The following is a 16,379-nucleotide window of genomic DNA, read 5'->3' on the forward strand; positions in this document are numbered from 1 at the left end:
AGCGGGCTTGCCCGCGAAGAGGCCGGTACAGCCGCCATCAATGTTGCTGTCAGTTCGTCTCGATCCGCGAATGCTTGCGGGTGTCTTTCATGGTCACATACACCAGCAACGACACTGCGATGCACGCCGTGACATACCAGTAGTAACCGGTTTCCATGCCGATGCTCTTGAACCACAGCGCGATGTATTCAGCGGTACCGCCGAAGATCGACACGGTCAGCGCGTACGGCAGGCCAACACCCAGTGCACGGATTTCGGTGGGGAACAGTTCGGCTTTGACCACCGCGTTGATCGAGGTGTAGCCGCTGACGATGATCAGCGCCGCCATGATCAGGAAGAACGCGCCCCACCAGGTCTGGATGGTGTGCAGGGTGGTCAGGATCGGTACGGTGAACAGGGTTCCGAGAATACCGAAGGCGATCAGGATCGGTCGACGACCGACTTTATCCGACAGCCCGCCGATGATCGGTTGCAGGCACATGAACAGGAACAGCGTGGCCGCGGAAATCGTGGTGGAGTCGGAAATGCTCATGCCGACGGTGTTCACCAGGTATTTCTGCATGTACGTGGTGTAGGTGTAGAACGCCAGCGTGCCGCCCATGGTCAGGCCGACCACGGTCATCAGTTCTTTCGGATGGCGCAGCAAGGTGCGCATGGCGCTTTCCTTGGCTTTCTCTTTTTTGCTGAACGACTCGGTTTCTTCCATGCCACGACGCAGGTAGAGCGCGACCACGGCACACAGCGCGCCGATGGCGAACGGAATGCGCCAGCCCCAGGCGTACAGCTCTTCGGTGGTCAGGAAGTTTTGCAGCACGATCAGCACACCCAGGGCGATGAGCTGGCCGGAGATCAGCGTCACGTACTGGAAACTGGAGTAAAAACCGCGACGTTCCTTGGTCGCCATCTCGCTGAGGTACGTGGCCGAAGTGCCGTACTCGCCACCGACCGACAAACCTTGCAGCAGGCGGGCGAACACCAGCAGGATCGGCGCGCCGATGCCGATGGTTTCATAGCCCGGGCTCAGGGCGATCAGCAACGAGCCGAAGCACATCAGGTAGACCGAGGCCATCAATGCGCGTTTGCGACCGGCGCGGTCGGCGTAGAGGCCCATCAGCCAGCCACCGATCGGGCGCATCAAAAAGCCCACGGCGAAGATCGCGGCGGTGTTGAGCAGTTGTGCGGTGGTGTCGCCTTTGGGGAAGAAGGCTTTGGCGAAGTACAGGGAGAAGGCGGCGTAGACGTACCAGTCGTACCACTCGACCATGTTGCCGACAGAGCCGCTGAAGATCGATTTGATCCGGCTGGCGGTGGTTCTTTCTTTGGCCGGCAGGGCAGCCGACCCAAGAGGCAAGGCGTTGGAGTTATCCATTGAAGGATCCTTCGTTTAATTGTTTTTGTGGAGCGCGTTAAAACGCAGCCTGCTGGGGCTATAGCAGGAGCTGTGCCAAGGGGAGGAGGGCCGGTTTAGAGGGGGTAGCGGGTTTTGTTGAGCGGAAATCCGCTTATGGAATTGGGGTTGGCAAGCGGAAATCCGCCGGAGCTGATCATTCCCACGCTCCGCGTGGGAATGCCTCAACGGACGCTCCGCGTTCGGCTTTTGGGACGCGGAGCGTCCCGGGCTGCATTCCCACGCGGAGCGTGGGAACGATCATTCGCCGAGGAACATCTCACGGCTCAACCCATGCCGCTGCATCTTTTCATTAAAGGTACGACGCGGCAGTTGCAGTTCTTCAAGCACCGCTTTCACATCACCTTTATGTCGGGTCAATGCCGCGCGCAGGCAATGCGCTTCGAAGGCTTCTTGCTGCGCCGCCAGCGACTGGCCGGGATCGATCCCCACCGGCTCCGGTTCGTCCAGGCCCAGCACTTGGCGCTCGGCGACGTTCGCCAGTTCGCGCACATTGCCCGGCCAGTCGTGGCTCAGCAGATGGCTCAATTGCGGCCCGCTCAAGGGTGCAAAGGTGCGACCCAAACGCTCGGCGGCACTCTGCGCGAAGAACTCGAACAACAGGGGAATGTCTTCACGCCGATCGCGCAACGGTGGCAGCCGCAACTCGGCGACGTTCAATCGATAGGCCAGATCTTCGCGAAAACGTCCGGCCCGGGCTTCCTCCAGCAAGTCGGGTTTGGTCGCGGCGATGATCCGCAAATCCACGTGGATGCTCTGGTTGGAGCCCAATCGCTCCAGTTTCTGCTCCTGCAACACCCGCAGCAGTTTCACCTGTTGGGCCAGGGGCATGCTTTCGATTTCATCGAGAAACAGCGTGCCGCCATCGGCGTATTCGAGCTTGCCGATACGTTTGCCCTGGGCACCCGTGAACGCGCCGCTCTCATGACCGAACAGCTCGGCCTCGAACAACTGCTCGGGAATCGCCGCGCAATTCAGTGCCACGAAGGGTTTGTCTGCACGGGGACCGAAGTCGTGCAGGCAACGGGCAACCAATTCCTTGCCACTGCCGGTTTCGCCCCGGATCAGCACGTTGACCGGCAGCGTCGCCAGATCCAGCACCTGCCGGCGCAGCGTTTGCAAACCACGGGATACACCCAGCAGGGTGGCATCGAGTTTGGCGCGATTGTCTGCCTGTTCGTGCAGGGCACGGTTTTCCAGCACCAGTCGGCGCTTGTCCAGAGCGCGGCGCAGGCTGCTCAGCAGGGTTTCCGGGCTGAAAGGTTTTTCGAGGAAATCGTAGGCGCCATCGCGCATCGCTTCGACGGCCATCGGCACATCACCGTGACCGGTCAGCAGGATCACCGGCAAGTCGGCATCGCGACGCTGGACTTCGGCCAACAGTTCCAGCCCCGTCATGCCGGGCATGCGCACATCGCTGAGGATCACACCGGGGAAATGTCTGGGCAGTTGCGCCAGGCACTCATCGGCGCGGCTGAACAGCTGCACCTCGAAGCCGGACAAGCTCAGCCACTGTTCGACGGCGCTGCGGATGCTGCTTTCGTCATCGACCACCATCACCGAATTGAGCATCAGCCAGGCACCTCCAGATCAATGGGCAACGTCAGGGTGAACACCGCGCCGTTTTCACCATTATCGGCACTCAAGCGCCCGCCCGCTTCGTGAGCGATGGCGAACGAGACGGCTAACCCGAGGCCCAGACCATCACCCACCGGTTTGGTGGTGAAGAATGGGTCAAACACGTTATCCAGGTTCTCTTCGGCAATGCCGCCACCGTTATCGGAAACGCTCAGGCGCCACAATTGTTCATCGGCTTCGAGGCGGATTTCCAGACGTTTGCAGGGTTTGTCGTGCATCGCATCCAGGGCGTTGCGCAGCAGGTTGATCAGCACCTGCTCCAGACGAATCGCATCGCCACGTACCCAGGCCGGGCGGGTCAGGTGCAGCACAGTGCTGATGTGCTCATCACGCAGGCGCGCATCCAGCAACTGCAAGGATTGATCGACCACCGCCGCCAGGTCCAGCCGTTCGCGCAGACCGCTGGGGCTTTTGCGGGCGAAGGTTTTCAGGTGGCCGGTGAGGGCGGCCATGCGCGTGAGCATGTCGTCCACCGGTTTGAGCGCCTTGTAGGCGTCCTCGACCCGACCGTGATCGAGCAGCAGCCTCAGCGTCGCAAGCTGCATGCGTTGGGCGGTCAGCGGCTGGTTGATTTCATGGGCCAGCGCCGCCGACATCTGCCCGAGGGCCGCGAGTTTGGCCGATTGCACCAGCCCGTCCTGGGCGGTGCGCAGGTCGCGGGTGCGTTCTTCCACCAGTTGTTCGAGTTCTTCACGACTGCGCTGGCGCATTTTGGCCAGGCGCCAGCGCTGGTTGAGGAACAGCAGCAAAAACACGATGGCCAGCCACACCCCGGCGGCGGCGAGCCCGGCGTTGCGGCGGTCTTCGAAAGCGATCTGCGGGCGGCGCAGCAGGTGCAGCGTCCAGCCTTCGGCGGCCAGCGGCAGCGATTCCCACAGGTAATCCGCCGCTCCGTCGGGGCCATCGACCCGGGTTAGCGCACTGTTGTCGTCGAAGCGCCGCACCGATTGATAGTCAAGCGGGGTCAGCGGTTGTTTGTCGTATTGGCGCGTGGCCTTGAGCTCGGCGCGGTCGCTGTCGCCGAGCGGTTTCAATTGGCGATAGCGCCAACCGGGCTGATTGGCGATGAAGATGATCCCGCGCGCATCGCTGACCAGCAAGGTGTCGCTGCCCTGGCGCCATTCGCGCTCAAGCTCCGGGAATTCGAGTTTGACCACCATGGCACCGAGGAACTCATCACCGTCGCCGGTCACTGCACTGGACAGAAAGTAACCCGGAATGCCGCTGGTGACGCCCACCGCGTAAAAGCGCCCGGTGCCTTGGGTTCGCGTCTGGCTGAAGTAGGGGCGAAAGCCATAGTTGTGGCCGACGTAACTGCTGGGCAAACGCCAATTGCTGGCGGCCACGGCCCGGCCGGTGCGGTCGAGCAGTTCCAGGGTCGAGGACTGCGCGGCGCCGTTGATTTTTTCCAGTTTGCGATTCAACGCAAGCTGCTGTTCGGGGCTCACCTCACCGCTTAGCGCGGCGCGCAGTTCCGGGTCCAGCGCCAATACGGCGGGCAGGGCGCGGTAGCGGTCGATCAGGGTGTGCAGGGAATTGGCGTACAGCGACAATTGCTGATTGGCGCGGGCAGCGTCCTCCACCAACGCCTGGCGTTCGGTGTGGCGGATGGCCAAAGTGGCCGCAAGAACGGCCCCGGCGATTATCGACAGGGCATAAAGCAATCGGCGCAAGGATTGTGAAGTCGCGAGCATAGGGAATATCGACGCAGGTGCGGGTAGGCACGATAGCATGCAGCGCAGGTTTTCCCTGACATTGATACGTGCCGATCACCCCGCGCTACCTCTTATCCTCGCCTGTTCAAACAGCCTTTTTTCGTTGGAGATGCTCGGTTACCCGAGGACGCAGATCCAGGACACGCTGCATCTTCCCTTTTACTACAGTTTCGGTTTCCTCCAGCCGACGGCGAGTTCCAGTTGCTAGCGCTATATGCTTGCCACCGAGATTTTCAAGCTCCTCCAAAGCCGAATCATATTTCTTTTTTTCAGTATTCAGAAAGTCACTCAGCAAATAGACGCCTTGTTCTACCAACTCAAGATCTCTTGGTCCAAGTGTGTCATTAAGCGCCTCAGTCATTTCTACACTCAGGCGAAAGAATGCAAGAAACTTTTCCAGATGAGTACTTTTGCCGGTCAGCGTATCAGCGGCCCCAATCGCCCCGGCCATCAATGTTTCCTTGTTTCCGTCCGTTTGCCGCGGGTCGTATTTCTCTAGTATTTTTCTAATCTCAGTTCTTATGCGAACTGGCTCTGCATCTTTTGTGATATCGCCCAAATCGTAGTCGTCGCTTTTCGGTAAGAGCGGGTATCCGAAAGCGTTTTTCTGGCCGGCGCTGTCAATTGCATTACCAGCTACATCCGCTGCCAAGGCAGCCGTCCCAATACCAATCGTTGAGCCTGCCGCCACGTTGCCGCTGGTCACGAGCGTGCCGGCAGTTATCGCCAAACTACCAACGACACCTGCGATCATTGCAGACGCCAAGACATTGACCAATGTGAGCGCAGCCCTTTTACCACTGGATTTGTAGATATCCCTGGTCCGGTTAAGGTTGTTGAATTGATAAATCGACCTGTTCAGCCTGGATTCGACCGTTGTAAGCAGATTTGAGTAGCGATCAATGACGGCCTTCAGTTCATCCGGCGTTCGCTGTTGCCCGTCATCATCGAAATAGTTCGTCGGATTGCTCCCCACAAACCCATACAGATTCAGCCCGTCCACATCTCCTGCCGGATCGGCGCTGACCCAGCGTTGCAACCATGGCGCGTAATATCGCGCGCCGTAGTAGTACAAGCCGCTGACATCCATTTCCTTGCCCGAATAGCGGATGATTTTGTAGACGACTTCGATCAACGAGCGCGCCGCCATCCACGCGGTGGCGCCGAATGGGTAGTAGCCTTCGTGGCTGATCAATTGCGCCTGTTGGTCCAGTTCCATCAGGCAGGAGCCCAAGTGATCGTCCAGGCTGTAGCGCAGTTGATCGCTGCCGATGTTCGCCGGGTCGTTCTCCCAGTGCAGGCAACGGACGCTGCCGAAGCCGGCGGTAAGGGTGATGACGTGCAGTTCTTCGCCGTTGTCTTTGGTGCGGATCTCCAGTCCCGGCAAATAGCGCACTTCGTGAATGTGACTGGTTTTCGCGGTATGGGTTTCGTGGCGTTTATAGACCCGCACGCCCTGGCTGTAGCGGTAGTGTTCTTCGTCGTCGGGGCCGTTGTCGCGATGGACCAGAGTCACCGAGGTCAGTTGATCGCGAGCGTTCCATTGCATGGGCTGGCCGGGTTGCAGGGCCAGCAGGTTGCCGTGGCGATCGAACAGTCTGTCGAATTGCGGGTCGGGATCCCCTGGGGTCCAGCGCACGCCACGATTGCTGGCTGGGTCGATGAACATCTCGCGGGTATGACAGGCACCCTCGCGCACATGGCAGAGCTTGATCAGATTGCCGCCGTGATCGTAGTCGTAAGTCTGCGTGTAGTTGAGCCGGTTGTTGGGATCGGTTGGTTGGGGCAGGCCCGGAATGTCCGAAGGCGGGCCGTCGTCGTAGCCGCTGGCGCTGTGCAATCGGTACAGCGAGTCGTACCTGAATTCGCGATGGCCATCGACCCGCTGATTGGCGAAATGGCTGGGCGTGAACACATGGTCGAGGATGCGGGTAACGTTGCCCACCGGGTCGTATTCGTATTCGAAGTCCTGAAGGGACGGCTGCTGATTTTCTTGTGCAGATTGCCGCTGCAGACGTGCATCGGTCGGGTCGTAGCGCCAACGGCTGATTACGCCGTTACCCGCCTGTTGCTCAATGATTTGCCCGGCGGCGTTGTACTGCGCGTCCTGCAACACGGGTTGCCAATCGGTTTGCCCCTTGAGCCGCAACTGCACCTGTTTGATTTGCCCGGCGAGGTCGTAGCGCGATTGTTGCTGGTGTTCGCCGGCATCGATCTGCTCCAGAACGGCGCCCAGCGGGTTGTAGGTGCGGTGGCTGACAAAGGCCTTGGCATCGTGAAAGGTGCGGGTTTCGCCCAGCGGCTGCCCGAGCAGGCCGTAGCTGCCGAGGCGCAAGGTGCCCGACGGATCCACCAGCGCAAGCAACTGGCCACGCAGGTTATGACCGGCGTCGGCCGAGGCATCGGCGTAGGTGAAGGTGTCGACATCCGGCCGGGCGTTTTCCTCGACGGCCACCACGCGCAGCTGATTATCGTAGGTCATGCGCCAATGGCTGCCGCGCTCGTCCCAGCGCTGCGACGTCTCCCCGGCCAGCCCCGGCAGGCTCAGGCGCCAGCCGGCATCGACGCTGTCGATTTTCAAGGGCGTGCCGCCCAACCCGTAAACGGTGGTGATGTTGGGCGTGGGCAGGCGCGGATCCTGTTGCGTCACTCGCCGCCCGGCAACGTCATGTTGCTGGCGGGTTACCAGGGCAGCAGCCGTTTCACCGGCAACCGTGCGCAGATAAGCGACCTGGCGAACCGGCAAGCCTCGGCCGTCGCTCGCCATGAGCGAAGGCGTGCGCCGATGAACCCTGACAGACATCAGTGCAAAGTGCTCTGTTGCGGCGGTGAAGGCTCAGCGGTGTCATTGAAGTCTTCGCTGATGTGGTACCAGGGATGATACGTCTCGCGGGAGAAATACCCTTTGGCGTTGATCAGCTTGATCGCGCGGCCCGGCACGTCATAGAACAGCTGATCGAAATAGCCAAGCTGGTGCAGGGACTGGTCGTCGACATAGCCATGGGTGTTGGCGAAAAACGGCCGGAACTGTCGAACCGGCAGGCCTTTGTTGTTGTATTCGACTCGTTCGCTGATGCGCCAACGCGGGTCGGTGAATACCTCAAGATACTGACCATTCTCGATGATCAGCTTGCCGTCGGTATCCACCGCATAAGCCATGCCCGGTTCGACCAATTGCTGGGTTTGCAGCGCCCGGCCGAAGCCGTCCACGCAGGCTTTGACGATCTGGATCTGTGCCGGAACCGGATCGTCGGGGTAACGGTCGGCGCTGAGGACGACGCTGTGTACCGGCTCGCGGCGAACCGTGGCGATGAGTTCGCTCAACGCTTGTTTCGACACAGTCAGGTCGGTGCCTTGCTGCAAACGTTGGCGGGCGCTGGCGCAAATGTGTCCGCTGGGAAGGACATCACCGTTGGCGATCCATTCGGCGAGCAGTTCGGGACTGACGGTCGGCGGCAGTTGCCCCATCCAGCTGAACAGATCCTTGCGCAACGTGCTGGCGGCTTTTTGAATGGCATCCACCGGGTTCTCGATGGCCGGGTCCGGGCGATGATCCACCGGGCGCACGAACTCGCTCAGCGATCTGAAGCCTGCGTCGCTACCGTTTTCGGTGCCGAAAAAACTGATGGCCAAGGGCTGCCCGGACGGTTCGTAAATGGCTTCCTGAGTATTGTCGTTGGCATCGATGATGCGCACCGGTTGCAGTGCGTGATAGTCGTATTCGATCCGGGTGGTACAGCCATCGGGCAGTTCGACGCTTTTGATCGCCAGACGGTAGGTGTCGTATTCGGCTTTCGTCACGCCGTGGCTGGGCGTCTCGTGGTACTCGAGCACTTTGTAAAAACCGTCGAGATTGTCGTACTTCGCGAAACCGTAGCGGGCGGACCACAGGTTGTCTTCGTCGTCGGCCGGCGGCGGTGTTTCGAACAGCAACTTCATAGGGTTGTAACCGATTTTCGCCAGCTCGTCCCGGATGTCGAAGGGTGGCGGCAGTTCGCTGTAGGCGTCCAGCGCGGTCTTGTCCAGTTGCGCGACCTCCAGCGGGCCGGTCAGGGCTTCGTATTCGGCCTTGCCATCGGGCATCAGCGACTGATCTTCGGTCTTGAGGTAACGCTGCACCGACTGTTGGGTCAGCACTCGCAGGGCATTCCACTCGCCGGAATCCTGATGATCGGTAATTTCCTTAAACGTAATTTTGTCCGGCTCAAGGCCGCCGGGCAGCGAGCCTTTGGGCAAGATCAGCGCATTGGCGCGCTGCTCATAGGGCAAGCCCAATCGCCGATGCTGCGGATCGGCATCCAGATCGATGAACCGGGCACGGGTCTCGCTCAGGTAGTACGACTGCTGAGCGTCGTCATGGGCGTCGCACCACCACTGTTGTTCATCGGAGTCGGTAAAGGGCGGGGTGTCCCCTGCGGTTCGGCGGCGTGCGTAGCTGATGGCCACCGAGTGGGTGGGCAGACCATATTTGCTCCAGCGCAGATTGATTTCATGCTGGCACAAGGGGTCGTCGATAAATTGTTCGTACCGGTAGCTGATCTTCTCTACCGGTAGAGGCAGGATGATTGCATCGGGATAGTGATCACCTTTAGGTCGCACCTGGCGCACCAGATAGCGATGTTCTGTGACCGTGTAAGGCTGTGCCGTGAGCGGGTCGTCTTCGCCGTTGTAGGTTTCGACTCGCATGAGCGTCCCGGACATCCCACGGGCGATTTCATACTTGATGGTTTCGTCGGGTGGCGGGAAGGGCACATCGCACTCGTTGATGGCGTCATATTCGCTGAGCAATGTCTCTCCCAGCGGGAATGCTTCGGGATCCCTGTCGAAATAGCCGTCACGTGGCCTGTCCATGAACTGGCCGATAATGAACCAGCTACGGACCCGGGTTTGCGCCGTGAAGCCGACATCATCATCGCCCGTGGCACTTTCGCTGTCGGTCTGTTCCAGATAGCCAAAGCCCCGGTACTCACGAGCAAGCGGGTCGTAATAACCCTCGCGGTACTTGACCCCCTGGCTCAGGCAGTTGCCGGTGATTTCGTCCAGCTGCAGTTGCCGACTGACAACCTGCACATTGAGCGGCAAAAAGCACGCCGGGACTTCCTGCGGTTTTGCAAGAAGCCGTTCCTGCTTTTCATCCAGCCATTCCTGCGCCGAACTGCGGTAGACGACGCGGGCGCTGCATCCCATGTTGTTGTTGCTGGATGTGATCAGATAGGGCTTGGCCGACACTAAGTCGTAGCGCCAATGGCGCGGTTTCATGTGCGGCACCGTCAGGATCAGGCTGGCACAGCCCAGGCCTTGCAGGTCGGCGAACGTGACCTCGCACAGTCGGTCGTATCGCACGCCCACAGGCCATGGCACGCTGATCGGGTCTTTTTCCAGGCCTTTGCCGCCACGATTCAGGTAAATCTCGTACGCATCGGATTTCAGATAGATCAATGCCGGTGCGCCGGATCCGTCGAGGTCGGCGATCCGCACCCGTGCGCAATCGAACTCGTCGTACTTGAACTCAGGACCGCTGAGCACCCGCCCCTTACCGAACTTGCCGTGCCCCAGATTAGGCCAGCATTTGATTTCGTCGTGGCGAATGCGGCACAGCTCGGTCGTGTCGCTGCCCAGCAGGTTACCCAGAAACACCAGTTCGCTGGCGGCATTGCCGAACAAGGGCAGCCGGTCATCGCCGGGCTCATGGGGAACCTCTTCGGCCTGCTGGAAACCGTCCTCTAGGTTGTTGCGGTAAAAGCGCACGGAGCGTGGCCCGATCACTGCCAGCGAAAGAAGCCCCTCGCCAGCCAGGTCGCCCAGCTGTGAGTACGCACTGAAAAACTCTACCGGGAACTGGGCGAAGGTCTTGAATTCGGCCCATGTGCGATCTGCATTCAACGTGCGCAATCCACTCAAGCCCGGTTGGGCCGTGATCCAGTCGAGACGGCCATCGCCGGTCAAGTCGGTCAGTATCTGCAGCACAGGCTTACTGCGGTTCGCCACCGGAATGTTCTCCAGCGCTTTCCACGGGCTGTAGCCGATGTCATCAGGCCCTGACGCGGCGCGCATCGGTTCCCGGTAATACCAGCACTGGTCATGGCGGCAGAGAAAACCCGGCAAGCCTTCGCCGTAAAGGTCGACGCATTGGTAGAAACCGCCATCCTCGATGCCCGGCATATTGTCGGGTTCGAGCAACCGTACTGGCGTTTTGTTGAGGCTGAAAGGTGAATGCTCGAACTGCACCGGCGGAGTGTTTTCCACAGCGCCGCTGGCATCCCAGGCCTGATAGTGGGCCGAGGTGATCTGGCTGTAGCTCCATTGCGGTGTGTTCTGGTTGTACTTAAGCAGTAGCCGCCGAACCAATGCCGGTTCGGCGCCCAATTCGGCGGGAAAGTGGTGAAACATCAGCACCTGCTGACAGAGCCGGCGTGTGCCCACTTCAAAACCGTGCCCAAAGGCCGAAAAGGCATCCGGACGGGTCAGCCAGGGTTGCAGAGTGTAGCCGTCATAGGCGGGTTTTTCGGTCAGTGAAAGGGTGCGTTCACCGTAGTCGAACAGCAAATGAAAATGCCAACCCAGATCGGCCGGGGTTTCGACCGTCCAGGTGTACAGGTCCTGGCTGGCGGTGAAGTTGCCGTATAACGCCCGACGCAGGTAACGCTGGGCGCGGTAGTCATGGACGGGGTCGGGGTCTTGATCGTCCGCCTTGTAATCGAAACAAATATGCTCGCCGTGGGCGGTCATGCTTTCGCAAAGCAACCAGACACCCACGCGTAGCGGATCGTCAGGGGCCGCTACGCGCGAATCCGCTGTTTTGCCGTACATATGCAATGAGCCATCGGCGCCGTATACAAGCCAGAACATGGGCTTGTGCTCGTCAGGCGTCAGGCTTACCGGCTGCCAGCGTTCCCTGATGGTGAAAACGCTTTCGACCTCTGGCGAATAACGGACCACCGAGTGAAGACCGATGTCCTTGCCGTTGAAGCTGCTTTCGAACCGGGACTTGATCGTGCCGTCCGCATTGCGTTCGGGCATGCAGATCTGGGCATCGTGACCGATGATCTCGTCATCATCGCCATAACGCGGCACGCCCTTGTTGGTACGGCGCCGGATTTGACCGCTGCCCAGATTCCAGCCAATGCCGAACGGGCCGTTTCCAGACTGACTGCTGTAAGTCAGCGACAACTGCGGGGTGGCGGCGCGGGCGCTGGAAATGGGCAGTGGCAGCTGGAACGACGCTTCGCCGGTCGGGCCCACGGCGCTGAAACCCTGGCCGATCATGGCGATCGAGGAGCTTTTAGTGATGGAAGGCGTGGTGATGCTGAGGTCTTGATCGGCCATGGTTTCATCCAATGCGCACGCGTTGGGCGTGGGTGGATTAACGCTATCAAGGTTGAGGCGGGACGTAACCTGTCATATCTGACAGGAGAGGGCTGCTTTTTTTAGATTGAGTTGGCCAAGCGCAAAGTTTTTCTATCGCGAACGGTTGGAACGCTGGATAAAAAAACGACCGGGTCATCCATAACGATGAACCGGCCGTGCGGGCAGACTGAAGCGCTTACTGCACTTCTACCGCCAGGCTTTCACTGATCTTTTGCTGCCAGATGGCAGGACCGGTGATGTGTACCGACTCACCCTTGCTATCGACTGCAACAGTGACCGGCATGTCTTTGACGTCGAACTCGTAGATCGCTTCCATGCCCAGTTCGGCGAAAGCCACCACGCGGGATTTCTTGATCGCTTGCGCCACCAGGTAAGCCGCGCCGCCGACCGCCATCAGGTAAACGGCTTTGTGGTCCTTGATCGCTTCGATCGCGGTCGGGCCGCGCTCGGATTTGCCGATCATGCCCAGCAGGCCGGTTTGCTCGAGGATCTGACGGGTGAACTTGTCCATTCGCGTCGCCGTGGTCGGGCCGGCAGGGCCAACCACTTCTTCGCGTACCGGATCAACCGGGCCGACGTAGTAGATGAAGCGACCCTTGAGGTCCACCGGCAAGGGTTCACCCTTGTTCAGCATCTCGACCATGCGCTTGTGCGCGGCGTCGCGACCGGTGAGCATCTTGCCGTTGAGCAGGACGGTTTCGCCCGGCTTCCAGCTCTGCACTTCTTCCGGAGTCAGGGTGTCGAGGTTGACGCGACGGGCCGACGGGCCGGCTTCCCAGACGATTTCCGGGTAGGCGTCCAGCGGTGGCGCCTCCAGCGAGGCCGGGCCGGAACCGTCGAGCACGAAGTGCGCGTGACGGGTGGCGGCGCAGTTGGGGATCATGCACACCGGCAACGAAGCGGCGTGGGTCGGGTAATCCATGATCTTCACGTCGAGCACGGTGGTCAGGCCACCCAGGCCCTGGGCGCCGATGCCCAGTTGGTTGACCTTCTCGAACAGCTCCAGGCGCATCTCTTCGATACGGTTCTGCGGGCCGCGTGCCTTGAGCTCGTGAATGTCGATGGACTCCATCAACACTTCCTTGGCCATGACGGCGGCTTTCTCGGCGGTGCCGCCGATGCCGATGCCGAGCATGCCCGGTGGGCACCAGCCGGCGCCCATGGTCGGAACGGTTTTCAAAACCCAGTCGACGATCGAGTCGGACGGGTTGAGCATGGCCATTTTCGACTTGTTCTCGGAACCGCCGCCCTTGGCTGCCACGTCCACTTCCACGGTGTTACCCGGAACGATGGAGTAGTGGATAACGGCCGGGGTGTTGTCCTTGGTGTTTTTACGAGCGCCCGCCGGGTCGGCGAGGATCGAGGCACGCAGGACGTTTTCCGGCAGGTTGTAAGCCCGGCGCACGCCTTCGTTGATCATGTCGTCCAGGCCCATGGTGGCGCCATCCCAACGCACGTCCATGCCCACACGCACGAACACGGTAACGATGCCGGTGTCCTGGCAGATCGGGCGGTGGCCGGTGGCGCACATGCGCGAGTTGATCAGGATTTGCGCGATGGAGTCGCGGGCTGCCGGCGATTCTTCACGCAGGTAGGCCTCGTGCATCGCCTGGATGAAGTCCACGGGGTGGTAGTAGGAAATGAATTGCAGGGCGTCGGCAACGCTCTGAATCAGGTCGTCTTGCTTGATCACGGTCATGAGTCGCGCTCCTCTAAAAGACGGGAACATTCAATAAGGTGCTTGCAGCTTGGGTGCATCGGTCGGTTGCAAGCACCTTTCTAAGGCACGCCGGGCATGCTGGCGCGACGCTAAAAAGGCGCGGCAGTATACCGCGCCTCGATGGCGGGCACATCCGTTGACAGTCAAACGTTGGTCGCATACCGCCCACCTATGAATATTGGCGAATGGCCTTTGTGGCGAGGGGGCTTGCTCCCGTTCAGCTGCGAAGCAGTCGTAATGGATTTATCGCAGTTCAATTGAAAGAAGGCAGCGGGCTGCTTCGCAGCCCAGCGGGAGCAAGCTCCCTCGCCACAGGATTATCTCGAGATGGGGTCATGGTTTTGACGCCAGTTTTTTTGCCCCTAAAATTGAATGGTCATTTATCAGACACGCCACTAAAGTGGCATTCGGTCTGTAGAGTAGAGACGCTCCGACAGCCTCCTTCCTCACGGTGAATCAACGATTGACCCATAACGCCATCCAGCGGCTTTTGCTTAAACGCTTTGCCCTCGCGGCCGGCACCTACGCCCTGGCTTTGCTGCTGCTGTGGCTGGCGTTTTACACCGGCCATTACGATGACTCGGTCACCGGCATGGTGATCGGCAGCGTGTTGGTGGGGCTCAGCCAGGGGGTGTTGTTCGCGGTGTTTTACAGCGGCGCTAACCTGCGTTTCTCTGATCCCAGCCTGACTGAAGTGCAGATACTGCTGGGGCTGGGTTGGCAAACCTGGCTGATCGCCCATCTGGACGAGGCTCGCGGCGCGTTTCTGGTGTTTTACCTGCTGATTCTGTTATTCGGGCTGTTTCATCTTTCGCGCATGGCCATTGTGCGTTGCGCGTTGCTGGTGTTCTTCAGTTTCAGCGCCATCACCTTGTGGAAGGGCTACCACTTTCAGCTGACCGACCCGACGCTGGCCCTGTTACAGGTGTGCGTGCTGTTTGTGGTGCTTGGTTGGCTGGTGCTTTACGCCCGCTACGTCCAGATGTCACGCCAGCGTATGCGTCAGCGGCGGTTCGCCTTGCAGGCGCATCAGGACACCCTGCGCGGGATGATGCGCCAGCTCGAAGACCTGGTGGCGACCGACGAACTCACCGGGCTGTTCAACCGCCGACATTTCCTGCGTCTGGCCTCCCGCGAGTTGAACGCCATGGACGCCGATGTGGTGCATGGCCTGGCGTTGATCGACCTCGACCACTTCAAACGCATCAACGATGTTCACGGCCATGCTGCCGGCGATCAGGTGCTGCAAGCGTTTGCCGGGGTGGCCACTGCCTGCCTGCGCGATGGCGATATCCTGGCCCGCTATGGCGGTGAAGAGTTTGTGGTGCTGTTGCCCGATTGCGATGCCGAGCGCCTGACGGCTTGCTGCGAGCGGTTGCGCATGGCCTTCATGGATGTCGAATTGGTCGGCCTGGATGTGCGCAACCTCAGCCTGTCGGCGGGCATGACCTTGTTGGAGCTGGGCGACGATCTGGATCACGCCTTGCACCGCGCCGATCAGGCGTTGTACCGCGCCAAGCGCGATGGCCGCAACCGTTGTGCGGCGGCCTGGGAGAATGTCGATGCCTGAGTTACGGGTCGGCGCACGCCAATGGACGGTGGCGGCGGGCAGCAACCTGCTCGATGCCTTGAATCAAAACGGTGTGTCGGTGCCCTATAGCTGCCGCGCCGGTAGTTGCCATGCGTGCCTGGTCAAATGTGTCGAGGGCTTGCCCGGCGACAGCCGTCCCGATGCCTTGAGCCATGAACAGCGCCAGCAGGGTTGGCGCCTGGCCTGTCAGTGCCAGGTGGTCGACGATCTGCAAATCGAAACCTTCGACCCGCTGCGCGATGGCCTTGCCGCTCAGGTGGCCGCCAGTGATTGGCTGAGCCCCAGCGTGTTGCGTTTGCGCCTGACGAGTGAGCGACCGTTGCGCTATCAGGCAGGGCAGCATCTGGTGTTGTGGGCGGGGCAGGTGGCGCGACCGTATTCCCTGGCCAGCCTGCCGGAGGAGGACCGCTTTCTGGAGTTCCACCTCGATTGCCGCCAACCGGGGGAATTCAGTGATGCGGCGCGTCGCTTGAAAATCGGCGATCCGATCCGCCTCGGCGAGTTGCGCGGCGGGGCACTGCATTACGACCCGGACTGGCACAGCCGACCACTCTGGTTGCTGGCGGCCGGCACCGGTCTGGGGCCGTTGTTCGGTATCTTGCGCGAAGCGTTGCGTCAGCATCACCAGGGCGCCATCCGCGTTATTCATCTGGCCCATGATGCCGGTGAGCATTATCTGGCCAAACCCCTGCAAGCCATGGCCGACGGCCGTGAAAATCTGAACGTCGAGCTCTGGACGGCGGCCGAGTTGCCCGCGGCTTTGGCGCAACTGCGCCTTGTTTCCCGGCAAACCCTGGCCTTAGTCTGCGGAGCCCCCGACAGCGTCGACGCCTTTGCCCGGCGCCTGTACCTGGCCGGTTTGCCGCGCAATCAACTGCTGGCGGATGTCTTTCTACCCCATGGTTGAGCGCAGATTTTTTGTGGCGAGCGAGCTTGCTC

At 60.4% G+C, this 16,379-nt stretch carries 8 protein-coding genes; 2 read left to right on the forward strand and 6 right to left on the reverse strand.

What is annotated here, in order from left to right:
- Positions 1-49: 49 nt before the first annotated feature.
- The 6 genes from LOY38_RS06855 to LOY38_RS06880 form a co-directional block, all read right to left on the reverse strand.
- Positions 50-1,369: an MFS transporter gene (locus LOY38_RS06855; RefSeq protein ID WP_258699363.1), complete on the reverse strand. Its 1,320-nt coding sequence runs from the start codon at positions 1,367-1,369 to the stop codon at positions 50-52.
- Positions 1,370-1,648: 279 nt separating this feature from the next.
- Entirely contained in the window at positions 1,649-2,980 is a 1,332-nt protein-coding gene (locus tag LOY38_RS06860; RefSeq protein ID WP_258699364.1) for a sigma-54 dependent transcriptional regulator, read from the reverse strand.
- A complete protein-coding gene (locus LOY38_RS06865; protein WP_258699365.1) occupies positions 2,980-4,740 on the reverse strand; it encodes an ATP-binding protein in 1,761 nt (586 codons plus the stop codon). The genes LOY38_RS06860 and LOY38_RS06865 overlap by 1 nt, the downstream gene beginning before the upstream one ends.
- 106 nt (positions 4,741-4,846) lie before the next feature.
- The gene (locus LOY38_RS06870; RefSeq protein ID WP_258699366.1) at positions 4,847-7,564 is read right to left on the reverse strand and encodes an RHS repeat-associated core domain-containing protein; all 2,718 of its coding nucleotides are present in this window, start codon (positions 7,562-7,564) and stop codon (positions 4,847-4,849) included.
- The gene (locus LOY38_RS06875; RefSeq protein ID WP_258699367.1) at positions 7,564-12,087 is read right to left on the reverse strand and encodes a SpvB/TcaC N-terminal domain-containing protein; all 4,524 of its coding nucleotides are present in this window, start codon (positions 12,085-12,087) and stop codon (positions 7,564-7,566) included. The genes LOY38_RS06870 and LOY38_RS06875 overlap by 1 nt, the downstream gene beginning before the upstream one ends.
- A gap of 217 nt (positions 12,088-12,304) precedes the next feature.
- The gene (locus tag LOY38_RS06880) at positions 12,305-13,828 is read right to left on the reverse strand and encodes a fumarate hydratase (RefSeq protein ID WP_258699368.1); all 1,524 of its coding nucleotides are present in this window, start codon (positions 13,826-13,828) and stop codon (positions 12,305-12,307) included.
- 484 nt (positions 13,829-14,312) lie between these two features.
- Here LOY38_RS06880 and LOY38_RS06885 point away from each other — a divergent pair, with 484 nt between their 5' ends.
- Positions 14,313-15,419: a diguanylate cyclase gene (locus tag LOY38_RS06885; RefSeq protein WP_258699369.1), complete on the forward strand. Its 1,107-nt coding sequence runs from the start codon at positions 14,313-14,315 to the stop codon at positions 15,417-15,419.
- Positions 15,412-16,347 carry an iron-sulfur-binding ferredoxin reductase gene (locus tag LOY38_RS06890; protein ID WP_258699370.1) on the forward strand — a complete coding sequence of 312 codons (936 nt, stop codon included), beginning with the start codon at positions 15,412-15,414 and terminating at the stop codon, positions 16,345-16,347. The genes LOY38_RS06885 and LOY38_RS06890 overlap by 8 nt, the downstream gene beginning before the upstream one ends.
- Positions 16,348-16,379 lie beyond the last annotated feature (32 nt).

Origin of the sequence: Pseudomonas sp. B21-015, assembly GCF_024749285.1 — a bacterium.
GTDB lineage: Bacteria > Pseudomonadota > Gammaproteobacteria > Pseudomonadales > Pseudomonadaceae > Aquipseudomonas.